Annotated in this window: 24 protein-coding genes and 2 tRNA genes; 16 read left to right on the forward strand and 10 right to left on the reverse strand. The window is 70.4% G+C overall.

Annotated elements, in window-relative coordinates; translation table 11 throughout:
* The first annotated feature begins 4 nt into the window (after positions 1–4).
* Both AAW14_RS09220 and AAW14_RS09225 read left to right on the forward strand, forming a co-directional pair.
* Complete coding sequence (locus AAW14_RS09220) at positions 5–685, forward strand: AIM24 family protein (protein ID WP_265561862.1); 681 nt, start codon at positions 5–7, stop codon at positions 683–685.
* Positions 686–700: 15 nt separating this feature from the next.
* Positions 701–1,456: an AIM24 family protein gene (locus AAW14_RS09225; RefSeq protein ID WP_265561865.1), complete on the forward strand. Its 756-nt coding sequence runs from the start codon at positions 701–703 to the stop codon at positions 1,454–1,456.
* A gap of 71 nt (positions 1,457–1,527) precedes the next feature.
* Here the strand turns inward: AAW14_RS09225 and AAW14_RS09230 are convergent, their stop codons facing one another.
* Entirely contained in the window at positions 1,528–2,043 is a 516-nt protein-coding gene (locus AAW14_RS09230) for an NUDIX hydrolase (RefSeq protein ID WP_265561867.1), read from the reverse strand.
* Positions 2,040–3,494: a zinc-dependent metalloprotease gene (locus AAW14_RS09235; RefSeq protein WP_265561871.1), complete on the reverse strand. Its 1,455-nt coding sequence runs from the start codon at positions 3,492–3,494 to the stop codon at positions 2,040–2,042. Before AAW14_RS09235 ends, AAW14_RS09230 begins: the two co-directional genes overlap by 4 nt.
* 191 nt (positions 3,495–3,685) lie before the next feature.
* Between AAW14_RS09235 and AAW14_RS09240 the strand changes: the two genes are divergently transcribed.
* The 4 genes from AAW14_RS09240 (at position 3,686) to AAW14_RS09255 (ending at position 7,310) form a co-directional block, all read left to right on the forward strand.
* The gene (locus AAW14_RS09240; protein ID WP_265561873.1) at positions 3,686–4,849 is read left to right on the forward strand and encodes an SDR family oxidoreductase; all 1,164 of its coding nucleotides are present in this window, start codon (positions 3,686–3,688) and stop codon (positions 4,847–4,849) included.
* A 493-nt stretch (positions 4,850–5,342) separates the two neighbouring features.
* Positions 5,343–5,804, forward strand: a complete 462-nt coding sequence (locus AAW14_RS09245) for a molybdenum cofactor biosynthesis protein MoaE (RefSeq protein WP_265561875.1) — start codon at positions 5,343–5,345, stop codon at positions 5,802–5,804.
* Between the two features lie 163 nt (positions 5,805–5,967).
* The gene (locus AAW14_RS09250) at positions 5,968–6,132 is read left to right on the forward strand and encodes a hypothetical protein (RefSeq protein WP_265561878.1); all 165 of its coding nucleotides are present in this window, start codon (positions 5,968–5,970) and stop codon (positions 6,130–6,132) included.
* A gap of 80 nt (positions 6,133–6,212) precedes the next feature.
* Positions 6,213–7,310, forward strand: a complete 1,098-nt coding sequence (locus AAW14_RS09255) for a PDZ domain-containing protein (RefSeq protein WP_265561880.1) — start codon at positions 6,213–6,215, stop codon at positions 7,308–7,310.
* A 68-nt stretch (positions 7,311–7,378) separates the two neighbouring features.
* Here the strand turns inward: AAW14_RS09255 and AAW14_RS09260 are convergent, their stop codons facing one another.
* Positions 7,379–7,921 carry a PPA1309 family protein gene (locus AAW14_RS09260; protein ID WP_265561882.1) on the reverse strand — a complete coding sequence of 181 codons (543 nt, stop codon included), beginning with the start codon at positions 7,919–7,921 and terminating at the stop codon, positions 7,379–7,381.
* Positions 7,922–8,086: 165 nt separating this feature from the next.
* On the opposite strand from AAW14_RS09260, the gene AAW14_RS09265 reads away from it, so the two are divergent.
* The 4 genes from AAW14_RS09265 to AAW14_RS09280 all read left to right on the forward strand — a co-directional run bounded on the left by AAW14_RS09265 (position 8,087) and on the right by AAW14_RS09280 (position 13,418).
* Complete coding sequence (locus AAW14_RS09265; RefSeq protein ID WP_416223280.1) at positions 8,087–11,038, forward strand: UPF0182 family protein; 2,952 nt, start codon at positions 8,087–8,089, stop codon at positions 11,036–11,038.
* A 43-nt stretch (positions 11,039–11,081) separates the two neighbouring features.
* Positions 11,082–11,155: transfer RNA gene (locus AAW14_RS09270), tRNA-Met, on the forward strand.
* A gap of 227 nt (positions 11,156–11,382) precedes the next feature.
* Positions 11,383–13,251 (forward strand): tetratricopeptide repeat protein, encoded by a 1,869-nt coding sequence (locus tag AAW14_RS09275; RefSeq protein ID WP_265561884.1) that lies wholly within the window; start codon positions 11,383–11,385, stop codon positions 13,249–13,251.
* 93 nt (positions 13,252–13,344) lie between these two features.
* Positions 13,345–13,418 (forward strand) — tRNA-Met (locus AAW14_RS09280).
* 196 nt (positions 13,419–13,614) lie between these two features.
* Here AAW14_RS09280 and AAW14_RS09285 read toward each other — a convergent pair.
* Positions 13,615–14,031 carry a Fur family transcriptional regulator gene (locus tag AAW14_RS09285; RefSeq protein WP_265561886.1) on the reverse strand — a complete coding sequence of 139 codons (417 nt, stop codon included), beginning with the start codon at positions 14,029–14,031 and terminating at the stop codon, positions 13,615–13,617.
* Between the two features lie 144 nt (positions 14,032–14,175).
* On the opposite strand from AAW14_RS09285, the gene AAW14_RS09290 reads away from it, so the two are divergent.
* Positions 14,176–15,627 carry a catalase gene (locus tag AAW14_RS09290; protein WP_265561888.1) on the forward strand — a complete coding sequence of 484 codons (1,452 nt, stop codon included), beginning with the start codon at positions 14,176–14,178 and terminating at the stop codon, positions 15,625–15,627.
* Positions 15,628–15,702: 75 nt separating this feature from the next.
* Here AAW14_RS09290 and AAW14_RS09295 read toward each other — a convergent pair whose 3' ends face one another.
* Together AAW14_RS09295 and hisN are read right to left on the reverse strand one after the other, a co-directional pair.
* Positions 15,703–16,104, reverse strand: coding sequence for a cyclic nucleotide-binding/CBS domain-containing protein (locus AAW14_RS09295; protein ID WP_265561890.1), 402 nt, complete (start codon positions 16,102–16,104; stop codon positions 15,703–15,705).
* 239 nt (positions 16,105–16,343) lie between these two features.
* The gene (gene hisN / locus AAW14_RS09300) at positions 16,344–17,171 is read right to left on the reverse strand and encodes a histidinol-phosphatase (protein WP_265561892.1); all 828 of its coding nucleotides are present in this window, start codon (positions 17,169–17,171) and stop codon (positions 16,344–16,346) included.
* A 189-nt stretch (positions 17,172–17,360) separates the two neighbouring features.
* Here hisN and AAW14_RS09305 point away from each other — a divergent pair, with 189 nt between their 5' ends.
* A complete protein-coding gene (locus tag AAW14_RS09305; protein WP_416223279.1) occupies positions 17,361–17,957 on the forward strand; it encodes a TetR/AcrR family transcriptional regulator in 597 nt (198 codons plus the stop codon).
* Positions 17,958–18,071: 114 nt separating this feature from the next.
* Here the strand turns inward: AAW14_RS09305 and AAW14_RS09310 are convergent, their stop codons facing one another.
* The 4 genes from AAW14_RS09310 to AAW14_RS09325 form a co-directional block, all read right to left on the reverse strand.
* Positions 18,072–18,395 (reverse strand): DMT family transporter, encoded by a 324-nt coding sequence (locus AAW14_RS09310; protein ID WP_265561896.1) that lies wholly within the window; start codon positions 18,393–18,395, stop codon positions 18,072–18,074.
* 112 nt (positions 18,396–18,507) lie between these two features.
* Positions 18,508–19,518 carry a ribosome small subunit-dependent GTPase A gene (gene rsgA / locus AAW14_RS09315; RefSeq protein ID WP_265561897.1) on the reverse strand — a complete coding sequence of 337 codons (1,011 nt, stop codon included), beginning with the start codon at positions 19,516–19,518 and terminating at the stop codon, positions 18,508–18,510.
* Between the two features lie 16 nt (positions 19,519–19,534).
* Positions 19,535–20,851 (reverse strand): 3-phosphoshikimate 1-carboxyvinyltransferase, encoded by a 1,317-nt coding sequence (gene aroA / locus AAW14_RS09320; protein ID WP_265561899.1) that lies wholly within the window; start codon positions 20,849–20,851, stop codon positions 19,535–19,537.
* A 156-nt stretch (positions 20,852–21,007) separates the two neighbouring features.
* Positions 21,008–21,739, reverse strand: a complete 732-nt coding sequence (locus AAW14_RS09325; protein ID WP_265561902.1) for a M50 family metallopeptidase — start codon at positions 21,737–21,739, stop codon at positions 21,008–21,010.
* A gap of 102 nt (positions 21,740–21,841) precedes the next feature.
* Between AAW14_RS09325 and AAW14_RS09330 the strand changes: the two genes are divergently transcribed.
* The 4 genes from AAW14_RS09330 to rsrA all read left to right on the forward strand — a co-directional run bounded on the left by AAW14_RS09330 (position 21,842) and on the right by rsrA (position 24,532).
* The gene (locus AAW14_RS09330; protein ID WP_265561904.1) at positions 21,842–22,657 is read left to right on the forward strand and encodes an SOS response-associated peptidase; all 816 of its coding nucleotides are present in this window, start codon (positions 21,842–21,844) and stop codon (positions 22,655–22,657) included.
* A 10-nt stretch (positions 22,658–22,667) separates the two neighbouring features.
* The gene (locus tag AAW14_RS09335; protein ID WP_265562015.1) at positions 22,668–23,294 is read left to right on the forward strand and encodes an alpha/beta family hydrolase; all 627 of its coding nucleotides are present in this window, start codon (positions 22,668–22,670) and stop codon (positions 23,292–23,294) included.
* Between the two features lie 255 nt (positions 23,295–23,549).
* Positions 23,550–24,233 carry an RNA polymerase sigma factor SigR gene (gene sigR / locus AAW14_RS09340; RefSeq protein ID WP_265562017.1) on the forward strand — a complete coding sequence of 228 codons (684 nt, stop codon included), beginning with the start codon at positions 23,550–23,552 and terminating at the stop codon, positions 24,231–24,233.
* Positions 24,230–24,532, forward strand: coding sequence for a mycothiol system anti-sigma-R factor (gene rsrA, locus AAW14_RS09345; RefSeq protein WP_265561906.1), 303 nt, complete (start codon positions 24,230–24,232; stop codon positions 24,530–24,532). Before sigR ends, rsrA begins: the two co-directional genes overlap by 4 nt.
* Positions 24,533–24,722: the final 190 nt, after the last annotated feature.

The raw sequence follows: 24,722 nt of genomic DNA on the forward strand, positions 1-24,722 counted from the left end.
CGTCATGAACCAGCCGCTCGCGGGCTTCGCTCCCGCACCCGTCGGTGCCCGTATGGAGAACCACGGCAGCCATATGCTGAAGGTCGCCATGCAGACCGGGAACGACCTCCTCGCGCGCGTGGGGTCGATGGTCGCCTACGAGGGGTTCGTCCAGTACGAGCCCAACCCGCCCGCCGTACGCCAGATCGCGCGGGACTGGATCACCGGCGAGGGTGCGCCCCTCATGAAGTGCTCCGGCGACGGTCTGCTCTACCTCGCCGACTACGGGGCGAACGTCGTCGTCATCAACCTGGGCGGGGACTCGATCTCCGTCAACGCCACGAATCTGCTCGCCTTCGACGCGAACCTGCAGTGGGGTGTCGAACGTGTCAAGGGGCTCGCCAAGTTCGCCGGGCAGGGCCTGTGGAACACGAGGATCTCGGGTCAGGGCTGGGTCGCCCTGACCTCCCGGGGCACGCCGATCGTCGTCGACTGCGGCGGCGGCGAGGACGAGACGTACGTCGACCCGGACGCCCTCGTCGCCTGGTCCCCGAACCTGAAGGTGAAGGGCAAACGCAGCTTCAAGGCGCAGTCGCTCATCGGGCGCGGCAGCGGCGAGGCGTACCAGATGGCGTTCTCCGGGCAGGGCATCGTGGTCGTCCAGCCCAGCGAGGACAGCACCGACCGCCTCCGGATCCGGGGCTGAGGGGGACCGCACACCATGCAGAGCACGCTTTTCGGCTACAACGAGCAGCAGACCCAGGAGCGCTACAGCCTGCAGAACCCGCAGATGCTGCGCGTCCTGCTGGAGGGCCACGACGACATCCTGGCCCGCAAGGGCAGCATGGTCGCCTACCAGGGGCTCATCGAGTTCGACGCCGAGTACCAGAGCCATGGCCAGCAGCGCGCGCGGGCGTACACCGGCGAGGGACTGGACCTGATGCGCTGTCACGGACAGGGCACCGTCTACCTCGCCAATCTTGCCCAGCATGTGCACATCATGGACGTCGAACAGGACGGGCTCACCGTCGACAGCGGTTACGTCCTGGCGATGGACTCCTCGCTGCACCACGAGGTCATCGCGGTGGACAGCCAGTACGGCATCGCGGGCTCCGGCAAGTACCAGCTCAACATCACCGGCCGCGGCAAGGTCGCGCTGATGACGTCCGGCGCGCCCCTGCTGATGCAGGTCACGCCGGACAAGTACGTCAACTGCGACGCCGATGCGATCGTCGCCTGGTCCACCGGTCTGCGCGTCCAGATGCAGGCCCAGACGCACTCCTCGGGGGTGTGGCGCCGCCGCGGCAACACCGGTGAGGGCTGGGAGCTCAGCTTCATGGGCAGCGGCTTCGCGCTCGTCCAGCCCAGCGAACTGCTGCCGCCGCAGAACGCGGTGATCGGCCAGGGGCTGCGCGCCCAGTACGGCATGGGCGAGTACGGGGCGCGGGGACAGAACCAGGGCAACGTCTGGAGCTGAGCGCAGGTAAGGGGTGCCCGCCCAGGCGGCCACCCCTTACGCGCCTTCACGGCGGTCACCCCTTACCGCCTTCAGAGCCTGGAACGTGTCGCCTGCAGCAGTCGTACGACCGAGTCGTCCGCCACGTCCGCCACCTCGTCGTACGCGAACCAGCGCAGGTCCAGGGACTCGTCGCTGATCGCAGCCACGGCTCCGGCGGGGGTGAGCGCCGCGTACTGGACGTCGAGGTGCCAGGCGCACGGCGTGTGATGGCGGTCCAGACGGACGGGCCCGCCGGGCAGCAGGGTCAGATCCCCGATGCCCGACTCCTCGGTGGCCTCGCGCAGGGCGGCCGCGGCCAGCGTCTCGTCGGCCGCCTCGCAGTGGCCGCCCATCTGCAGCCACATCTGCAGCTTTCCGTGGAGGGTCAGCAGCACCCGCCCGCGCGCGGGGTCGATCACCAGGGTGCTCGCCGTCAGGTGCCCGTCCGCGCAGGCCCTCCACATGCCGTCCGGATGCACCGCCAAGTGGTCCAGATAGATCTGGCGCAGCTCTTCCTGGTCCTCGTACCCCTTCAGGGTGAGGACCGCGTCGTCGTGGAGGCTCACTCGGCGTCGTCGCCCTTGTCGCCCTCGTCGCCCTTGTCGGCGTTGTCGCTCTCGTCCTTCTTCAGGTCCGGCTTCCCGGCCGAGCCGCCCGCCGCCTCGCCGAGCATCTTGTCCAGCTCGGAGAAGTCCAGGTGCTCGCGGTGCACGAAGCCGTCCGGGTCGTCCAGGTCGGACGCCGTCGGAAGCATGTCCGGGTGGGCCCACAGGCCGTCGCGGCCGTCCACACCTCGCGCGTCCGTGAGCGACGCCCACAGACGCGAGGCGTCCCGCAGACGGCGCGGCCGCAGCTCCAGACCGATCAGCGTCGCGAACGTCTGCTCGGCCGGGCCGCCCGAGGCGCGGCGGCGGCGCAGGGTCTCGCGCAGCGCATCCGCGGAGGTCAGGCGCGGCTTCGCGGCGGCGTGCACCACCGCGTCGACCCAGCCCTCGACAAGTGCCAGCGCCGTCTCCAGCCGGGCCAGGGCCGCCTTCTGCTCCGGCGTGTCCTCCGGCTGGAACATGCCCTGCTGGAGCGCCTGCTGCAGCTCCTCCGGGTTCTGCGGGTCGAACTGGCCGACCACGTCCTCGAGCTTCGCGGTGTCGACCTTGATCCCGCGCGCATAGCCCTCGACCGCGCCGAACAGATGCGAACGCAGCCACGGCACATGAGTGAAGAGGCGCTGGTGGGCGGCCTCGCGCAGCGCGAGATACAGCCGCACCTCCTCCTTGGGCACGCCAAGGTCCTTGCCGAACACCTCGATGTTCAGCGGCAGCAGCGCGGCCTTCCCGGCCGGGCCGAGCGGCAGGCCGATGTCGGTCGAGCCGACGACCTCGCCCGCGAGCACGCCGACGGCCTGCCCGATCTGCGTACCGAACATGGCGCCGCCCATCGAGCGCATCATGCCGATCAGCGGGCCCGCCATGGCCTGCATCTCCTCGGGCAGGACGTCGCCCATGGCCGCGCCGACGCGCTCGGCGACCGGGTCGACGAGCTCCTTCCACACCGGCAGGGTCGCCTCGACCCACTCCGCACGGCTCCAGGCCACGGCGGAGCCCGCGCCGGACGGCAGGGACGTCGCGTCGTCGAGCCACAGGTCGGCCAGGCGGACGGCCTCCTCGATCGCGGACCGCTCGCCGGGGCTCACGCTCGCGTCCTTCGTGCCGTCCGCGGTGCCCTGTGAGACGGTCTGACGGGCGATCTGCTTGGCCATGTCCCAGTTCACGGGGCCGCCCTCGTACGAGAGCATCTGGCCCAGCTGCTGGAAGGCGGCGCCCAGGTCGGTGGGGTTCAGGGAACCGAACATCGCGGCGAGCGGGTTGTCGGCGCCGGCGCCGCCGGCTCCGGTCAGCCCGAAACCGAACGGGTTGGCCGGTCCCTGACCACCGCCGCTCTCCTGGTCCTTCTTCTTGCCCTCGTCGCCGTTCTCCGGCTCCTCCGGCGGAAGGCCGAATCCGAATGGGGTGTCACTCACGGGATTCCTCGGCTGGTAAGGCCACCGGCTCTTTCCGGCGGCTGGCTGCCCGACAACACCACCCAGCGTAGACACCCGGGCCCGATCGGGCCTGGGTGCTTCGCCGACACCGGGCCTGCGGCAGGATGGATGCCACCTGGTACGGACGCGTGCAGCGCGTTCGTACTGAAGACAACCGCTGGAGACGCCCGGTGAGTTCCCCAGATCCGCAGGTTCGCGCAGCGCGAAACCTTTCAACCCGTTCGTCGGTCGACCAGCGCCCCCGGGCGGCGGCGCTGCGCACCGGCGAGTCCTCCGCCGTCCGCGGGCCCGTGGTCGCGGTCACCGGTGCCGCGTCGGGCGTCGGCGCGCTGCTCACGGAGCGGCTCGCCGCGTCCGGCGAGGTCAAGCAGGTCGTGGCCATCGACGAGCGGCGCGGGGAGTGCGCGGCCGCGCAGTGGCACATCCTGGACGTGCGGGATCCGGCGATCGCGGACAAGCTGCGGGGCGCGGACGTGGTGGTGCACCTGGCCCTCGATCTCGATCTCGAGACGGACGCGGCGGCACGTACGGCGTACAACGTCCGGGGGACCCAGACCGTGCTGACGGCCGCGGCGGCGGCGGGGGTGCACCGGGTGGTGCTGTGCACGTCCGCGATGGTCTACGGGGCGCTGCCGGACAACGAGCTGCCGCTCTCCGAGGATGCCGAGCTGCGGGCGACGGCGGAGGCGACCGGGGTCGGGGACCTGCTGGAGATCGAGCGGCTCGCGCGGCGGGCGCCGCGGGCCCATCCCGGACTTAATGTCACCGTCGTACGGCCGGCGGTGCTCGTCGGGGGTACGGACACTGCGCTGACCAGGTACTTCGAGTCTCCGCGGCTGCTCGTGGTGGCGGGGTCGCGGCCGGCCTGGCAGTTCTGCCACGTCGAGGACCTGTGCAGTGCCCTGGAGTACGCCGTTCTGGAGAAGGTGGACGGGGAACTGGCCGTCGGGTGCGACGGGTGGCTGGAGCAGGAGGAGGTCGAGGAGCTCAGCGGGATCCGGCGCATGGAGCTGCCGTCCGCGGTCGCCCTGGGCGCGGCGGCCCGGCTGCACCGGATCGGGCTGACGCCCTCACCCGCCGGGGACCTCGCGTACACGATGTACCCCTGGGTGGTCAGCGGGAGCCGGCTGCACGATGCGGGGTGGCGACCGCGGTGGACCAATGAGGAGGTCCTCGCGGAACTGCTGGAGGAGGTCTCCGGGCGGCACACCGTGGTGGGCCGGCGGCTCGGGCGCAAGGACGCGACGGCGGCGGGCGCTGCCGGTGCGACCGTGGCGCTGCTGGGCGCGGCGGCGGTGGTCCGGCGGGCGCGGAAGGCCCGGCGGCGGATCTGAGGGGGTGCGGGCGCGTCGTGGCCGGTCCTCGTCTCCTCGTCTCCTCGTCTCCGCGCCCCCGCCGCCCTCACCCGCCCCACCCACCGGGGCCCCGGCCGGGGACCGCGTCCCGCGATCCCCGGCTCGCGGGCTGTCCCCTCGGCATTTCTGCCCAGTGGCCCCCATCTCTGCCAGGTCCCCGCACGTCTGCCCGGGGGCTTCCCCCGCGCCCCTGCCCGAAGGCTGCTCCCGCGCTCCTCGCCCGTGGCTGCCCCCTCCGTCCCCCTGCGGCCCCAGCGGCGTACCCGGGTACTCAGTCCTCGACCGCCGTACCGTCCGGCACTGTCCGGGCCGGGCTGCGAGCCGGGGCCTCAGGGGGAGAGCAGGCAGTCGTGCGGTGCCACGTGCCCGGTGTCCGTCACTCCTCTCTGGTAGGACGCTCCAAAGCCCCGCGCGCGCGTGCCGGGGGAACCTTCTGTTCCCGCGTGTCGGAGGTGTGCGGCACGATGGGGGCATGGCACCCAACAGCGACCACCCCGGTGAGCGGGCGGCGGACGATCCCATCAGGCTGCTCGCCATCCGTGACACGCCGCTCTCCCTCGACGAGGTCTTCCGGGCTGTCGGGGACGACGCCGCCGGGGGCACGGCGCTGTTCATCGGGACGGTGCGGAATCACGACGGCGGGGCCGACGTCGACGCACTGGGGTATTCCTGCCATCCGAGCGCCGAGGCCGAGATGCGGCGGATCGCCGAGAAGGTCGTCGCGGAGTACCCCGTACGGGCCCTCGCGGCCGTGCACCGCGTGGGGGACCTGCGCGTCGGTGACCTCGCGGTCGTTGTGGCCGTGGCGTGTCCCCACCGGGGGGAGGCCTTCGACGCCTGCCGGAAGCTGATCGACGACCTCAAGCACGAAGTGCCCATCTGGAAGCACCAGAAGTTCTCCGACGGGACGGAGGAATGGGTCGGCGCCTGCTGAACCCGGCCGGCCCCGTGGGGCCCGCGATACCTTTCCCGGTGTTAACCAACCTCTCACCCCGCCTCCGGTTGCGTAACCGCACCCCTGGCGTGAGCGTTGACATGGCAGATGATTAATCTGCTGATCAGTCAGTTGCGGTCGCTCATGGGGTTGGGAGGTCGGCATGGCGGCGCTCGCCTGGTTGCTGATTCCGCTTTTGGCTGCGATCGGTGCCGGACTGTGGGGCAGTTGGGCCGGCCGTAACCGCAGGACCGCGGGGGACGGCTCCGAGCTCGCGGGATACGCACGTTTCCGCGAGGCCATGGAGAAGTCCCACACGGGCGGCTGAGGCCCTGGTCACCAGGGGCCGTCCGCTCGTACGGACGGCCCCGCCGGTGCACTGACAGAACTGTCCCGTACTGTCGTTCCATGCCACGCCGCACCGCGACGATGCTCGCCTCGACTCTGATGCTGATCGCGCTCCTGTGCGCGGGAGTGTTCATCAACGTGCCGTACGCGGAGATGTCTCCGGGTCCCACGGTGAACACCCTCGCCGAGCACGACGGCGAGCCGGTGCTGCAGATCTCCGGGCGAAAGACCTATCCGACGAGCGGCCATCTGAACATGACCACCGTCCGGGTCACCAGCGCCGACTACCGGATGAATCTGGTGGAGGCCATCTACGGGTGGCTTGCGCATGACAGCAAGGTCGTCCCGCACGACACGCTCTACCCGGACGGCAAGACCGAGCAGCAGTCCACCCAGGAGAACGCCGAGGAGTTCAGCCAGTCCCAGGAGAGCGCCAAGGTTGCCGCGCTGAAGCAGCTGGGCGTCCCCGTCACCTCCTGGGTGATCGTCTCCACCGTCCTCAAGGCGTCGCCCGCCGAGGGCAGGCTGCACGCCGGCGATGTCATCAAGGCCGTCGACGGGACGGCCGTGAAGGCGCCCGACGACGTCGCCAAGCTGGTCACCAAGCACAAGCCCGGCGAGAACGTCGTCTTCACGATCGTGCCCGCCAAGGACCAGGCCTCCGCCGTGAAGGCGCACAAGACGGCCACCAGGACCCATGATGTGACGATCACCACGGCGAAGTCCCACGACAGTGGCCCGGAGCGGGCCATCGTCGGGATCTCCGCCGGAACCGATCACACGTTCCCGTTCACCATCGACATCAAGCTCGCGGACGTCGGCGGACCGAGCGCCGGTCTGATGTTCGCGCTCGGCATCGTCGACAAGCTCACCCCGGACGACCTCACCGGCGGCAAGTTCGTGGCCGGCACCGGCACCATCGACGACGACGGCAACGTCGGGCCGATCGGCGGTGTGGAGTTGAAGACCGTCGGCGCGCGCAGCCAGGGCGCCCAGTACTTCCTGACGCCCAAGGACAACTGCGCTGCCGCGGCGAAGGACGCGCCCAGCGGCCTCACGCTCGTCAGGGTCAACACCATCAAGGACGCCCTGGGCGCCCTCAAGGACATCCGCATCGGCAGGACCGCCGACCTGCCGAAGTGCACGGCCAAGGGCTGACAGGCAGCGCCTGCGCGTGACTGGGGCGCCCGGAAACCCCGGGCGCCCCCAGCGGCCTACCCGGGCGCTCAGTCCTCGAACGTCGCGAACAGCGCCTCGGCAAGCCCAGGCACCAGGTCCGGCCCCGTCAGCACCTCCGTCGGGGAGTCCTTCTCCCGCAGCCGCAGCGCCGACTCGCGCCCACCGTCCCGCAGGACCGCCACCGTCATCCGCACCTCCTGGCGGTCCGGGTGCTCGGCCACCCACTGTGCCAGCTTCTTCTCGCTCAGCCCCTCCGGAACCCCGCCCTCCGCGGACGGCGGCAGCATCAGCCGCTCCACCGTGAGCGCGCAGCCCACCACCGCGTCGGGCCAGGCGATGGTGCCGAGGAAGTCGTCCAGCGGCCTGTCGGCAGGGATCTCCTCCTGCTCGATCGGCGTGAGACCGGCGGTCGCGGACTCGTCCTCCAGGCCGAGCTGGGCCGCGAGTGAGGGTTCCTGGACCCGCAGTCGTGCGGTGTCGACGAGGGCGAAGAGGCGAGCGGGCTGGTCCCAGCCGAGGCCGGAGGCGTACTCGTCGATCTCGAGCACGGCCCGGGTGAGCGGGTTCGCTGCCATGGGAGTGTTGGACATGGTCACAATCCTGCCTCGTTCCCACCCGGAAGCGGGAACCGAGTAAAGCGCCAGTAAGTTGCATAGGTGGGGCTCCGTGATCGTGGAGCCTCGTTCATGGTCCGCGTTCACGGGGGCCTGTCCGACCCAACAGCGAACTTCGAGGTGCGCACCTTGGCTTTCCAGATGCCGGACCGCGGCGGAGGCCCGACGGGGCCGCGGATCAGAGTGGGCCGCCCGTCCCGACGAGCCCGGACCCTGCTCATGACCCTGGGGGTCCTCGCAGTCCTCGGCATGGCGTTCGTCATGTTCGCCGGCTTCTGGACGGACTGGCTCTGGTACCGGTCGGTCAAGTACTCGTCCGTCTTCACCATCACGCTCTGGACCAAGATCGGGCTCTTCTTCGTCTTCGGCCTGCTGATGGCCGCCGCGGTCGGCCTGAACATCTGGCTGGCGCACCGGCTGCGTCCGCCGCTGAGCGCCATGTCCATGGAGCAGCAGAGCCTCGACCGCTACCGGATGGGGATCGCTCCCTACAAGACGTGGCTGCTCCTCGGTATCACCGCCCTGGTGGGCCTGATCGCGGGCGCGTCCGCGGCCGGCCAGTGGCGGACCTGGCTGCTGTGGGTGAACGGCGTGCCCTTCCACAAGGTGGACCCACAGTTCCACCTGGACGTCGCCTTCTACGCCTTCGACCTGCCCTGGTACCGATTCCTGCTCGGCTTCGGCTTCGCCGCCACGGTGCTCTCGCTGATCGCAGCCGCGCTCACCCACTACCTGTACGGCGGCCTCAGGATCACCTCTCCCGGAGCGCGCGCCACCGCCGCCGCGACCGGTCACCTGTCGGTGCTGCTCGGGGTCTTCGTCGCCCTGAAGGCGGTCGCCTACTGGCTCGACCGGTACGGGCTCGCGGTCAAGTCCAGCGACTTCAAGGCGACCGGCGACTGGACGGGACTCCGTTACGTCGACGCCAACGCCTACCTGCCGGCCAAGACGATCCTCTTCTGCATCGCCGTCATCTGCGCACTGCTCTTCTTCGCCACCCTGTGGCGACGCACCTGGCAGCTGCCGGTCATCGGCTTCGGCCTGATGGTGCTATCGGCGATCCTCATCGGCGGGCTGTACCCGGCGATCGTCCAGAAGTTCCAGGTCCAGCCGAACGAGCAGGCCAAGGAAGCGCCCTACGTCGAGAAGAACCTCAAGGCGACCCGCGAGGCGTACGGCATCGACGGCGCCCAGGTCACCGAGTACCCGGGCAGGACCGACACCAAGGACAAGACCGCGCTGCGCGACGACGCCGACGCCACGGCGAGTGTCCGGCTACTGGACCCGAACATCGTCTCCCCGACGTTCCAGCAGCTCCAGCAGATGAAGAACTACTACGCGTTCCCGACCAACCTGGACGTCGACCGTTACAGCAAGAACGGCAGGAACGCCGGAGATCAGGACACAGTCATCGGTCTGCGCGAGCTGAACCTCGAGGGCATCCCGAAGCAGAACTGGATCAACGACCACTTCCGGTACACCCATGGATACGGGGTGGTCTCCGCCAAGGGCACCACCGCCGACGCCAACGGCCAGCCCGTCTTCACCGAGTCCGACCTGCCGTCGACCGGTGACCTCGGCACGTACCAGCAGCGGATCTACTACGGCGAGAAGACCACCACGTACTCGATCGTCGGCGGTCCACAGAAGGAGATCGACTACTCCGACGACAATGGCGAGAAGACCACCAGCTACGACGGCAAGAGCGGGGTCAGCCTCTCCAACCCGGTGAACCGGGCCGCGTACGCGGTGGCCTTCAGCGAGCCGCAGATCCTCTACTCAGGAGCCATCGGCAAGGGCTCGCGGATCCTGTACAACCGCACGCCCAAGGAGCGCGTGGAGGCGGTCGCGCCCTGGCTCACCATCGACGGCGACGCCTACCCGGCGGTCGTCGACGGCCACATCCAGTGGATCGTCGACGCGTACACGACGTCGAACGGCTATCCCTACGCCTCCCGTACGACACTCGGTGACACGACGGCCGACTCGCTGACCGCGGGCAACAACCAGCGCGCGGTGATGGCCCAGCAGAACCAGGTCAACTACATCCGCAACTCGGTGAAGGCGACCGTCGACGCGTACACCGGCGAGGTCAGGCTCTACCAGTGGGACACCGAGGACCCGGTCCTGAAGACCTGGATGAAGGCGTTCCCGGGCACCGTGAAGCCCAGGACCGACATCTCGCCGTCGCTGATGTCCCATCTGCGGTACCCGCAGGACCTGTTCAAGGTTCAGCGCGAACTGCTGACCCGCTACCACGTCAAGGACGCCCAGACCTTCCTCAGCGGCAGCGAGGTGTGGCAGGTGCCGGACGACCCGACCAACAAGTCGGGCAACGCGGTGCCGCCGTACTACCTGAGCATGAAGATGCCCGACCAGAAGGCGCAGGCATTCTCCCTGACCACGACGTTCACGCCGAACGGCCGCGACAACCTGAGTGCCTTCATGTCGGTGAACGCCGAGGCGGGCAGCAGTGACTACGGCAGGATCAGGATCCTGAAGCTGCCGACGAGCAGAACGGTCGACGGGCCGAAGCAGGTCCAGAGCCAGTTCAACTCCGAGCAGAGCATCGCCGAGTCGATCAGGCTGCTGAAGGGCGGCGACTCCGACATCGAGTACGGCAATCTGCTGACCGTGCCGCTCGACGGCGGGTTGCTCTATGTGGAGCCCGTCTACGTCAGAGGCGGCGGGCTCAAGTACCCGCTGCTGCGCAAGGTGTTGGTGACGTACGGCGGCAACACCGCGTTCGAGGACACGCTCGACCAGGCGCTCAACAAGGTCTTCGGGGCGGAGAGTTCCACTTCGCCGCCGAACACCGGTACCGGCAATCCGCCGACGCCGAGCAACCCGACGGTCCAACAGGCGCTCAGTGACGCCCAGAAGGCCTTCACCGCGGGCCAGGACGCCCTCGCGAGGCACGACTGGGGGGCGTACGGCCAGGCGCAGAAGGACCTCGAGGCCGCGCTGAAGCGGGCGGAGGAGGCGCAGTCCAGGACCGGCGGCGGCAAGAGCGGCAGCACCCCCTCTCCCGCTCCGAGTGGTTCGCCGAGCGGCCGTCCCAGCGGTTCGCCCAGCAGTTCGAGTGGAGGCTGACGAAGGACCCCTCCCGTGCCGTGGTACTGTTGCCCGACAACGGCGCGGGGTGGAGCAGCTCGGTAGCTCGCTGGGCTCATAACCCAGAGGTCGCAGGTTCAAATCCTGTCCCCGCTACTGAAGTCGAGGGCCCGGATCCTGATCAGGATCCGGGCCCTCGACGTGCGTGCGACACGACGAGGCGTACGGCGTGACCTGGCGACTTGCGTGAAGTGCGGCTCCTTGCGGGGGGAGTTGGCCGCTCTGTGTTTGACTTGTCTCTCTGTGGGCATGTCGACAAAACGCTGTAGTGACCTCAATGGCTGCGGTATACCAGGTGTACCCAGGTTGCAGGTGGTGCGACGATGGACGTTATGGGGGACAAGGCAACTCTGTTCGAGACAGGGCGATTTGTGCAGCCCGCCGAGCGGGACGAAGCGGGCGAGACGGCCGAGATCACCGGGATCACGGGGATCACCGAGGCCGCCGAAGCCACCGAGGACACCGAGGCCGCCGAAGAGGCGCGCCGGCGCGTCGCCGCCGAAGCAGGCGACGTCGAGGCGATGAGTGTCCTCGGGGCCATGCTGCTGCGCCGCGGTGATCTCGACGGAGCCGAGCCCCAGTTGCGTGCCGCCACCGCCGCGGGTGACCGCGCGGCCGCCAACAACCTGGGTGTCCTTCTGCATCAGCGCGGGTATCCCGACGAGGCCGCCGGCTGGTGGCGGATCGCTGCCGTCGCCGGGTCCGCCGCTGCCGCGCACGCGCTCGGTCGGCTCCACCGCGAGCGTGGCGACGAGCCCGCCGCCGAGTACTGGCTGCGCCAGTCCGCCGAACAGGGGCACACCCTCGGGGCGTACGCGCTCGCCGATCTGCTGGAGCACCGCGGCGACGAGAGCGCGAAGCGATGGATGCGCGCCGCCGCCGAGCGCGGGCACCGCGAGGCCGCCTACCGGCTCGCCCGGGCGCTCGATCGCAAGGCCCTGCACGAGCAGGAGGCCGACGGTGACAACGGTGTCGAGCCGTCCGCGCTCGAGGAGGCCGAGCAGTGGTACCGGCAGGCCGCCGCGCGCGGGCACCGGCGGGCCGCACTGCACCTCGGGGCGATCCTGGAGAGGCGGGGCGACCTCAAGGAGGCCGGCCGCTGGTATCTGACGAGCGCCAAGGACGGCGAGGCGCGGGCGGCGTGTGCGCTCGGCTTCCTGCTGCGGGACGCGGGCGACACCGAGAGCGCCGCCGTCTGGTGGCTGCGTGCCGCGCAGGAAGGGGACGGCAACGCGGCCAACGCGCTGGGCGCACTGCACGCCGAGCGGGGCGAGACGCAGACCGCCGAGCGGTGGTACCGGGCGGCGCTGGACGCCGGTGACGTCAACGGCGCGTACAACCTCGGGTTGCTCTGCGCGGAGCAGGGACGGACCGCGCAGGCCGACCAGTGGTACCGGCGGGCGGCGTACGCCGGGCACCGGGAGGCCGCCAATGCGCTCGCCATCCTGCTGCTGCAGGGCGGGGACGCGGAGGGTGCCGAACCGTGGTTCTCCAAGGCCGCGGAGGCGGGGAGCGTGGACGCCGCGTTCAACCTCGGGATCCTCTACGCGGGGCGCGGCGAGGAGGAGACCGCGCTGGGGTGGTACGAGCGCGCGGCGGCCGCCGGGCACAGCGAGGCGGCGCTCCAAGTCGGTATCGCGCGGCTGCGGGAGGGTGACGAGCAGACGGCCGAGCGGCATCTGCGGTGCGCCGCCGGCGGCGGCAGCGCCGAGGCCGCCTACCGGCTGGCGACCCTGCTGGACGCGCGCCGGCCGCCGGAGCCCGCGCATGAGCTGGGCGAGCCGTCGCAGGAGAAGAGCGAGTGCGAGGAGTGGTACGACCGGGCGGCGTCGCAGGGGCATCGGCGCGCGCAGGTGCGGGTCGGGATGCTGGCCGCCGCGCGGGGCGATGTGGTGGAGGCGGCGCGGTGGTACCGGGAGGCGGCGGAGGGCGGATCGCGGAACGGGGCCTTCAACCTCGGGCTGCTGCTGGCACGGGAGGGGAGCGAGCCGGAGGCGGCGCTGTGGTGGACGCGGGCGGCTGACGCCGGGCACGGGCGGGCCGCCCTGAGACTGGCCCTCGTCTATGCGCGCCGGGGGGAGCTGGCGGATGGGCAGCGGTGGGCCGACCGTGCCGTGTCCCTGGGGCCGGCCGAGGTGTCCGAGCGGGCGGCTCGCCTGCGGGACGCGTTGCGGGAGGAGCTGTCGGCATGACGGTGACCGTTGCGGGCCTGCCGGGCTCCGAACGTGGGGTGCGGAAGCGATTTGCCTCTGTCCGCTTCGTTGACGTAATGTTGCGTTCACCGACGCGGGGTGGAGCAGCTCGGTAGCTCGCTGGGCTCATAACCCAGAGGTCGCAGGTTCAAATCCTGTCCCCGCTACTGAAGGCCCGGGGCCGGAATCCATGAGGATTCCGGCCCCGGCGCTTTTTTGCCCCCCGGCGCGTCTTACCCCGCGGTGCGGAACGCGCCGACATCGCGGAACAGGGCCGACATCGCGGAACGGGCCGACATCGTACGCAGCGGAAAGCCCCGGCATCAGCGGAGCCGGGGCTTCAGGGGTGTCGCGGTCCGGCGGTCAGGCGGCCGCGCAGTCCGGGCACAGCCCGCGGTACGTCACCTCGACGTCCGAGACCGTGAAGCCGAAGCGCTCCGAGGACGGGAGGTCGGCCAGCGGGTTGCCCGTCGGGTGGACGTCGCGGATCGCGCCGCAGTGGGCGCACACCAGGTGGTGGTGCGGCCGGTGCGCGTTCGGGTCGTACCGCTTGGCGCGCTTGTCCGTGGTGACCTCGAGCACCTCGCCCAGGGAAACCAGCTCGCCCAGCGTGTTGTAGACGGTCGCCCGGGAGATCTCGGGCAGCTTGGCGACGGCCCTCGCATGCACCTCGTCGGCTGTCAGATGGACGTGCTCGCCGTCGAGGACCTCGGCCACGACGCGCCGCTGCGCGGTCATCCGCCATCCGCGTCCGCGCAGCCGTTCCAACAGGTCACTCATGAGCACCAGCCTAGCAGGAAGAGGGACCAGGTTCCGAACTGGTGTGAATTTGGAGTTCGACTTGACTTAGACATTGTCCAATGTAGGATCAAAGTGAGCTTTGGCCAGGTACCAGATTGGTCGGAAATGACGCAGGAGGCGCACGTGACGCAGGGACCGCTTACGACGGAGGCCGGTGCTCCGGTGGCCGACAACCAGAACAGCGAGACCGCAGGCGTCGGTGGCCCCGTTCTCGTTCAGGACCAGCTCCTTCTGGAGAAGCTGGCCCGCTTCAACCGCGAGCGCATCCCGGAGCGTGTCGTGCACGCCCGTGGCGCGGGCGCCTACGGCACCTTCACGGTCACCGCCGATGTCACCCGGTACACGCGCGCCAAGTTCCTCTCCGAGGTCGGCAAGCAGACCGAGACGTTCCTGCGCTTCTCGACCGTGGCCGGCAACCTGGGTGCCCCGGACGCCGTTCGCGACCCCCGTGGATTCGCGCTGAAGTTCTACACCGAAGAGGGAAACTACGACCTCGTCGGCAACAACACCCCTGTGTTCTTCATCAAGGACGCCATCAAGTTCCCCGACTTCATCCACACCCAGAAGCGCGACCCGTACACCGGCTCGCAGGAGCCGGACAGCGTCTGGGACTTCTGGGGTCTGTCGCCCGAGTCCACCCACCAGGTGACCTGGCTGTTCGGCGACCGTGGCATCCCGGCGTCGTACCGCCACATGGACGGCTTCGGTTCTCACACCTTCCAGTGGAACAACGAGGCCGGCGAGGTCTTCTGGGTCAAGTACCACTTCAAGACCGACCAGGGCATCAAGACGCTGACCACCGGGGAAGCCGCCGGGCTGGCCGGCGAGGACCCCGACTCCCACCAGCGCGATCTGCGCGAGGCCATCGAGCGCGGCGACTTCCCGACCTGGACCGTCCACGTCCAGATCATGCCCGCGGCCGACGCGGCGACGTACCGCTTCAACCCGTTCGACCTGACCAAGGTCTGGCCGCACGCGGACTACCCGCGCATCGAGATCGGCAAGCTGGAGCTCAACCGCAACCCGGAGAACATCTTTGCCGAGGTCGAGCAGTCGATCTTCAGCCCCGCGCACTTCGTGCCGGGCATCGGTCCCTCCCCGGACAAGATGCTCCAGGGCCGTCTCTTCGCGTACGGCGACGCCCACCGCTACCGCGTCGGCATCAACGCCGACCACCTGCCGGTGAACCGCCCGCACGCCACCGAGGCGCGCACCAACTCCCGTGACGGCTTTCTGTACGACGGCCGCCACAAGGGCGCGAGGAACTACGAGCCGAACAGCTTCGGCGGCCCGTTCCAGACGGACAGGCCGCTGTGGCAGTCGACGCCGGTCACCGGCGCCACGGGCAACCACGAGGCCCCGGTCCACGCCGAGGACGACGACTTCGTGCAGGCGGGCAACCTCTACCGGCTGATGACGGACCAGGAGAAGGAGCGTCTGATCGCCAACCTCGCGGGTTCCCTCGCACAGGTCTCGCGCGACGACATCGCCGAGCGTGCGATCAGCAACTTCCGTCAGGCCGACGGAGACTTTGGCAAGCGCCTGGAGGCCGCGGTCCAAAGCCTGCGCGGCTGACCCGGGTTGGACCGCTTGCCGTAGGGGACGGGCCGGAACCCCTGTGGGGACCCCGGCCCGCCCGCGTGTGCGCGGTCAGCCGGTGGTGGCCGGGACGCGCTCCCGGGCCGGCGCCCAGCAGCGGATGATGTCGCGGACCGAGACGACACCGACCGGCTCGTCGCGGTCCAGGACGATCAGATGCCGGAAGCCGCCGTGTGCCATGGCGCGGGCGGCCTCTTCGAGGGTCCAGGTGGGAGCGGCGAACACCACGTCCGTGGTGGTGTGGGCGTGGGCCCGCTCGGTGTCGGGGCACTGGCCCAGACCGACGGAGTTGAGGATGTCGCGTTCGGTGAGGATGCCGATACCTCCGGCATCCGGATCGAGCACGACGGCCGCGCCGACACGGCGGGCGGACATCAGTGCTGCGGCCTGGCGGAGGGTGTGGGTTGGGCCGATGGTGAGGACGACTGTGCTCATGGCGTCGCTGACGTGCATGGTGGGGAGCCACCTCCTGGAGAATGCACGGGAATGCACTGGCTCAGCGCTCCGGATCCATTGGATGCCGCCCGCCGGAGACGCCTGTTCCCCACTTCACAAGTTCACAAGTGGGGGAACTTTCAGGGTCTCAGGCAAAGGGCGAGTCAACAAGGGGGCGTGCGACGTGAGTTCAGGGGCGCACGCGGTGCACGTATAGATCCGTACACCTCTGTGGGAGCGGTACGGATCTGTGGTTGCTAGTACCGGTCGTTGAGATGGTCGAGCAGTGCGTCGTGGAGGAGCCCGTTGGAGGCGGCTGCGTTGCCGCTGTGCGGACCCGGGCGGCCGTCGAGACCGGTGAAGGAGCCGCCGGCCTCCGTCACGATGATCGCGTTCGCCGCCATGTCCCACAGGGACAGCTCGGGCTCGGCGCAGATGTCGACCGAGCCCTCGGCGACCATCATGTACGGCCAGAAGTCGCCGTACCCGCGGGTGCGCCACACCGCGCGTGTCAGGTCCAGGAAGCCGCCCAGCCGGCCCTGCTCCTCCCAGCCGGAGAGCGAGGAGTACGCGAAGGACGCGTCGGACAGCTTCGAGACGCGCGAGACCTGCAGCCGGGAGGCCGAGGACAGGCTGCGGCCGGTGAAGGCGCCGTGCCCCTTCGCGGCCCACCAGCGGCGGCCCAGCGCGGGGGCCGAGACGACTCCTACGACGGGCTGGTAACCGCCCCCGCTCTCGGCTCCGCCCGAGCGGGAGGGCCCCGCCTCCATGAGGGAGATCAGGGTGGCCCACACCGGCACACCGCGCACGTAGTTCTTGGTGCCGTCGATCGGGTCCACGACCCAGCGGCGCGGTCCCGTGCCCTCGATGCCGTACTCCTCGCCGAGGACCGCGTCCCGCGGCCGGGCACGCTGCAGCTGGCCGCGGATCAGCTCCTCGGCGCCCTTGTCCGCCTCGCTCACCGGCGTCATGTCCGGCTTGGTCTCGACCTTGAGGTCGAGGGCCTTGAACCGGGCCATGGTCGCGGCGTCGGCCGCGTCCGCGAGCACATGGGCGAGCCGCAGGTCATCGAGATAGTCGGGCATGACCGAACCGTATCTGCCCCATCCGGCGAACGGCCAGGCGCCCCACGGGATCCTCGCCCCTGTCGCCGTCGTGTGATCACGGCGTGCGATGGCCGGTGCACGCCCCCCGATGCCGCCGCGAACCCTTGACAGTGCTTGTGCACGCGTCAAGTCTGTGCGTCAGAGCCGCCGACCCCGAGGGAGGCGATGATGCCTGCAGCGCGGGAATCCCTACTGGACGCCGCCTATACGGCGCTCCTGCGCCGCCCGTGGTCCGCCGTGCGCATGGTGGACGTGGCGGCAGCGGCCGGTGTCTCGCGCCAGACGCTGTACAACGAGTTCGGCAGCAAGGAGGGGCTCGCCCGGGCACTGGTGCGCCGGGAGGCCGACAGCTATCTCGCCGGTGTGGAGCGCACGCTCGCCCTTCCCGCGGACACCCGTGACCGGCTGGCCGCAACCGCCGAGTGGACCGCGTCGGCCGCCCGCGACAACGCGCTCGTCCGCGCCATGCTCACCGGCTGCTGGGGCGAGCGCCTGCCCGCGCCGTCGCTCTCGGCCGTGCCGTCCACCTCCGCAGTGCCCGCGCAGCGCCGGGCCGACGGGCCGCTGCCGTCCCCGGCGGACTTCGTGGGCCTGGTCCGGGATCGCGCGGTCGCGGCAGTGGCCGGGCCCGGGGCGGGCAAGGCGGATGCGGGGGAGCTGGCACGAGGGTGTGAGCTGGTCGTTCGGCTGGCTCTGTCGTGTGTGGTGGCTCCGCCGGGGAAGAGCGGCGTGGGGGATCTGGTGCGGGCCGCCTGGCCGCGGTGACCGTTGGCGGGTTCGCCCGGTGAGGTGTGCCGGGTGGCCGCGAACCGGCAGCGGCTTGTCGCGCCCACGCGGCGGAGCCGCGGACCGGCACCCCGCGCCCCCGAAGGGGCGCTCTCAGTGGGCCGAGCCCGACAGCTGCAGCCCCATGACGCCCACGATCACCAGCGTGATCGAGACGATCTTCAGGGTGGAGACCAGGTCGCCCAGGAAGATCATGCCGTAGATCGCGGTTCCGGCCGCGCCGATGCCCGTCCACACCGCGTACGCGGGGCCCACGTCGAGCTTCCGCAGGGAGAGGGTGAGAAGGCCGAAGCTGCCGAGGGCGAAGCAGCAGAACGCGACCGTGGGCCAGAGCCGGGTGAAACCGTGCGAGAGCTTCAGACAGACGGCGAAACCGGTCTCCAGAAGCCCGGCCACGATGACCAGCAGCCACGCCATGTCTTCTCCTCCCGCATCCCCACGTCGACTGCTTCGTCTGGTCGGATCTGGCCGGTGCGAGTAAGCATTTACCGGCGCGGGAGGGGCGCAAACACCGCGGAGGTCAGTCGCGTCAGTCGCCTTCCCTCCGCTCCCGCGTGGCCAGCAGCCTGCGCAGGGAGTACAGCCGCGCCGGGTCCGCGTGTCCCTCGGCCACCCAGGCGTCCAGGGCACAGTCCGGTTCGTCGTGACTGCACGCCCGGGGACAGCCCTCGGTACCTGGCTCCAGGTCCGGGAAGGCGTGGATCACCCGGGAGGGGTCGATGTGCGCCAGACCGAAGGACCGTACGCCTGGGGTGTCGATCACCCAGCTGTCGCTCTGACGCAGCGGCAGCGCCAGCGCCGAGGTCGTGGTGTGCCGGCCGCGGCCGGTCACCGCGTTGACATGGCCCGTCGTCCGCCGCCGTTCCTCCGGCACCAACGCGTTGACGAGTGTCGTCTTGCCCACTCCGGAGTGCCCGACGAACGCGGTGATCCTGCCGTCCAGAAACTCGCGCACCCGGTCCGCGGCGGCGCCGTCCTCCAGCTCCTCGCGACTGGTGACGACATACGGGATGTCCAGCGCCCCGTAAAGCTCCAGCAGCTTGTCGGCCGGGGCGAGGTCCGACTTGGTCATCACCAGGAGTGGCTCCAGGCCGCCGTCGTACGCCGCCACCAGACAGCGGTCGATCAGACGGGGGCGCGGCTCGGGGTCGGCCAGGGCCGTGACGATGGCGAGCTGGTCGGCGTTTGCGACGACCACGCGCTCGTACGGATCGTCGTCGTCGGCGGTGCGGCGCAGGAGGGATGAGCGTTCCTCGATGCGGACGATACGGGCGAGCGTGTCCTTGTTGCCGGACAGATCGCCGACGAGCGCGACGCGGTCGCCGACCACCGCCGCCTTGCGGCCCAGCTCGCGGGCCTTCATCGCCATGACCGTACGGTCGTCGACGAGGCAGGTCAGACGGCCGCGGTCGACGGTGAGGACCATGCCCTCGGCCGCGTCCTCGTGTTTGGGCCGGATGTTGGTACGGGGCCGGTTGCCCTTGCGGTTCGGGCGGGTGCGGATGTCGTCCTCGTCGGTGTGCTTGCCGTAGCGGCGCATGGTTCCAGTCCGCCCGTCAGTCCCCGAGCATCCCGGCCCACAGCTCGGGGAAGTCCGGCAGCGTCTTGGCCGTCGTCGCCACGTTCTCGATCTGCACGCCGTCGACCGCGAGGCCGATGATCGCGCCCGCGGTGGCCATGCGGTGGTCGTCGTAGGTGTGGAAGACCCCGCCGTGCAGCGGGCGCGGACGGATCTCCAGGCCGTCGGCGGTCTCGGTGACATCGCCGCCCAGCTCGTTGATCTCCTTGGTGAGCGCGGCCAGGCGGTCCGTCTCGTGCAGCCGCAGGTGGGCCACGCCGCGCAGGGTCGACGGGGAGTCCGCGAGGGCCGCGAGCGCCGCGATGCCGGGCGTCAGCTCGCCGACCTCGCCCAGGTCCACGTCGATGCCGTGGATGGCACCCGATCCGGTGAACTCCAGGCCGCGCTCGGTCAGCGCGCAGGATCCGCCCATCTCGGTGAAGATCTCGCGCAGCCGGTCGCCGGGCTGGGTCGTACGGGCCGGCCAGTCGGGGATGACGACCTTGCCGCCGGTGACCAGGGCGGCGGCGAGGAACGGCTGGGCGTTGGACAGGTCGGGCTCGACGGTCAGGTCGCGGCCGAGCAGGGCGCCCGGCGTGACCCGCCAGACGTTGGCCTCGCCGCCCGACTCGGGGGTGTCCACCTGGGCGCCGACCGCGCGCAGCATGTCGACGGTCATCCGGATGTGCGGCAGCGAGGGCAGCGTCGAGCCGGTGTGGCGGACCTCGACGCCCTGGTTGAAGCGCGGGGCGGACAGCAGCAGGGCGCTCACGAACTGGGAGGACGAGGAAGCGTCGATCGACACAGGGCCGCCGTCCAGCGCGCCGCCGCCGTGCACGGTCAGCGGCAGCGCGCCGCGGCCGTCGTCGTCGATGCGGGCGCCGAGGGCGCGCAGGGCGTCGATCACGCCGTTGAGGGGGCGTTCGTACGAGCGCGGGTCGCCGTCGAACCGGATCGGGCCGTCGGCGAGCGCCGCCACCGGCGGCAGGAAGCGCATCACGGTGCCGGCGTTGCCGACGTCGACCGTGGCGGGGCCGTGCAGCGCGGCGGGGATCACCCGCCAGGTCTCGCCGGAGCCGTCGGGGCCGACCCCCTCCTCGATGCCGACACCCATGGCGCGCAGGGCGGCCGCCATCAGCAGGGTGTCGCGGGAGCGCAGCGGGCGCCGCACCCAGCCGGGCTCTGAGGCGAGGGCGGCCAGGACGAGGGCGCGGTTGGTGACCGACTTGGACCCGGGCACGTGGACCGTCGCGTCGACGGCTCCGCTCGCGTGCGGGGCGGTCCAGAGGGCGGAGTGCGGCGGGTTCACGGTCATGCGCCCCACTGTAGTGGTTGGCCCAGTCCATAGATCTTGATCAAAAGCGGCGAAATATGAACGAAACCGTTGTCTGATATCCGAGCGGAATGTGCGGTGCATATATGCACCGTGACCTGGAGTCACACCGCGGGCGCCCGGCGCCGTCGTACGCCGTCAGAGCCGCAGCAGCCACTGTCCGCCGCCCATCAGCGAGCACAGCGACACCACGTGGAACAGGAAGAGCCACAGGCCCGCCGGTACATGGGTGAGCCGGGACAGCTGGTCCGCGTCCGAGTCCCGGGCGCCGCCGCGCGACCGCTTGGCCTGCAGCTCGAAGGCCGGGCGTACGCCGCCGACCAGCAGGAACCACACCACGGTGTACGCGAACGCCGCCTGCACCTGTGGACCGGCCAGCCATGACACCAGCAGGAACGTGCTGCCGGCGAGGACCACGGTCAGCGCGCCGTACGCGTTGCGGATCATCACCAGCATCGCCACGAGCAGCGCCGTCGCCAGCCACAGCAGCAGCGTGATGTGCCCGGCGGCCAGCAGCGCCGCGCCGCCGAGACCGAGGAGCGGGGGAGCGGTGTAGCCCGCAGCGGCCGTGAGGATCATGCCGACGCCGTAGGGTTTGCCGCGGCTGACGGTGAGGCCACTGGTGTCGGAGTGGAGCCGGATGCCCGTGAGTGTGCGGCCCGTGAGCAGCGCGATCAGTCCGTGGCCGCCCTCGTGCGCGATGGTGATGGCATTGCGGGATATGCGCCACACGCCGTGCGGGACGACCACGGCGAGCGCGGCGACCGCGGTGGCGATCACCACCCACAGGGCGGGGTCGGGCTGGATGCCGAAGACCCGGTCCCACAGGTCGGGCAGCGAGCTCAGGGCGGTCGAGGCGAGGCTGTCCATTGCTTGTGAAGACTCCCGGGGATCGATGGGGACGGGCCGGCGGGCGGCACTGTCGTCGAGGGTGGTGGTCGGGTGACGGGTCGGCCTGGCAGTGTGGCACGTATGTGCGGACGGTATGCAGCGAGTCGGGGGCCCGAGGATCTCGCAGGAATCTTCGACATCGAGAAGTGGGATCCCGAGGAGACCCTGGCGCCCGACTACAACGTGGCTCCGACAAAGGAGGTCTACGCGGTCCTGGACCGTCCTGTGAAGGACGCCGAAGACCAGCGGCCGGTTCGCCAGCTGCGCAGACTCAAGTGGGGCCTCGTACCGTCCTGGGCCAAGTCGCCCGAGGGCGGCGCTCGGATGATCAACGCCCGCGCGGAGACGGTGCACGAGAAGCCCTCCTACCGCCGCGCGTTCACGGCCCGCCGCTGCATCCTGCCCGCCGACGGCTACTTCGAGTGGGTCACCGGCACACAGGAGCGGGACCTGGAGGTCGAGGGCAGGAAGAAGCGGCCGCGCAAGCAGCCGTACTTCGTGCTGCCCGCCGACGGCTCGGTCTTCGCGATGGCGGGCCTGTACGAGTTCTGGCGGGACAGGACCCTGCCCGACGACCATCCCGGGGCCTGGTGGGTGACCTGCTCGGTGATCACGACGGAGGCGGAGGCGACGCCGCTGGCCGTGGCCCCGGCCGAGGGCCCCTCCTCCCTGTCCGACATCCATCCGCGTATGCCGCTGATGCTCACCCCGGACCGCTGGGACGCCTGGCTCGACCACTCCCGCACCGACGTCGACGACCTGCGCTCCCTGCTGGACGCGCCGCCGGCCGGACTGATGCGCGCCTTTCCGGTCTCCACGGCGGTCAGCAACGTCCGCAACAACGGCCCGGAGCTCCTGAAGGAGCTCGCAGCGCCCGAAGAGGGCACACTGTTCTGACGTGACCGATGTGACAGAGAGCGTGCAGACCGACGCCGGTACGGCCCGTGTCACCTGGCACCGGGCGCGGGAGGCGAAGCTCGTGCTCGCCGTCGGGCACGGTGCCGGTGGCGGCGTCGAGGCGCGCGACCTCAGGGCCCTGGCCCAGGTGCTGCCCGCGCACGGCGTGAGCGTCGCCCTGGTGGAGCAGCCCTGGCGTGTCGCCGGGAAGAAGGTGGCGCCCGCGCCCAGGACGCTGGACACGGGCTGGCACGGGGTCTGGCCCGCCCTGGCGAAGCCCGGACTTCCGGTGGTCGCCGGCGGCCGCAGCGCCGGGGCCCGGGTCGCCTGCCGCACGGCCGCCGGCCTCGGTGCCGCCGCGGTCCTCGCACTGAGCTTCCCCCTCCACCCGCCGGGCAGGCCGGAGAAGTCGCGTGCCGAGGAGCTGCTCGGCACGGGGGTGCCCACGCTGGTCGTACAGGGCGGAAACGACCCGTTCGGCAGGCCGGCGGAGTTCCCGCAGGGGTCCTACGAACTCGTCGAGGTGCCCTGCGGCGATCATGGCTTCGCCGTCCCCAAGCACGCGGAGATCACCCAGGATCAGGCGTTGGAGATCGTCACCGACGCCGTGGTGAAGTGGACCGCGTCACTCGGGTGACGCCCGGGAATGCCGCGGAGCGGACCACTGTTGTGGGGATCAGACAGCACGAGGCGTGCTGCACCGTAGGTACGAGAGGAAGTCCGCCGCATGGGTTCGACCATCTGCCCGAACCGCAGCAGCAGCGCTGACCTGGACTGGACGGTGCTGCACGCGACGAAGACCGCCCCTATTCGGGCGGCGGCGGGCAAGGATGTTCGTCTATCCTCCGATTCCAGTGGGACCGCTTTCGGTTCTGCCATATCGCTGGAGGAGGTGGGTCCGGTCGCTGGGACCGACGCAGGGACCGAACACGGCCAGGCGGAGCAGCCCGAGGGCCGGGGCACGGGCGCGGAGTCGTCCGCCGAGCGCAGCGCGCGCTTCGAGCGGGACGCGCTCGAATTCCTCGACCAGATGTATTCGGCCGCACTGCGGATGACGCGCAACCCGGCGGACGCCGAGGACCTGGTGCAGGAGACCTACGCGAAGGCGTACGCGTCCTTCCACCAGTTCCGCGAGGGCACCAACCTCAAGGCGTGGCTGTACCGGATCCTCACCAACACCTTCATCAACTCGTACCGCAAGAAGCAGCGCGAACCCCAGCGCAGCGCGGCCGAGGAGATCGAGGACTGGCAGCTCGCCCGCGCGGAGTCGCACATGTCGACCGGTCTGCGCTCCGCCGAGTCGCAGGCCCTCGACCACCTGCCCGACTCGGACGTCAAGGAAGCGCTGCAGGCGATTCCCGAGGAATTCCGCATCGCCGTCTATCTCGCGGACGTCGAGGGCTTTGCGTACAAGGAGATCGCCGACATCATGGGGACACCCATCGGCACGGTGATGTCCCGGCTGCACCGGGGCCGCCGTCAACTGCGCGGCATGCTCGAGGACTACGCCCGCGAGCGCGGACTGGTCCCGGCCGGCGCCGGAGAGTCGAACGAAGCGAAAGGCTCGGGCTCATGAGCTGCGGAGATCCGCACGAGACGGACTGCAGTGAGGTCCTCGATCATCTCTACGAGTTCCTCGACAGCGAGATGCCGGACGTCGACCGCACCAAGTTCCAGCACCACTTCGAGGAATGCTCGCCGTGCCTGGAGAAGTACGGGCTCGAGGAGGCCGTGAAGAAGCTGGTCAAGCGGTGCTGCGGGCATGACGACGTACCGAGCGACCTCCGTGCGAAGGTCATGGGCCGTATCGAGCTGATCCGGTCGGGACAGACGGTGCCCGAGCACGACGTGACCGCGTCACCGCAGGAGTCCTGAACTCCAGTTCGGAGTCGGTGGTCAAACCGCAACGGCTTGTCACCCGAATGTACTAATCCGCGGGTCAGGGGCCCGCGGATTCCCCCAATGCCGCCCCCACACGCGGGCCTCCCCTCTAGGCTCCGGAGCCTGAAAGGGGCATGACCGGGCCCGCCCGGCTTCGGGACCGGGCGCGGGTTTCGGGGGGAGG

It is taken from the genome of Streptomyces hygroscopicus (assembly GCF_026168105.1).
GTDB lineage: Bacteria > Actinomycetota > Actinomycetes > Streptomycetales > Streptomycetaceae > Streptomyces > Streptomyces hygroscopicus_D.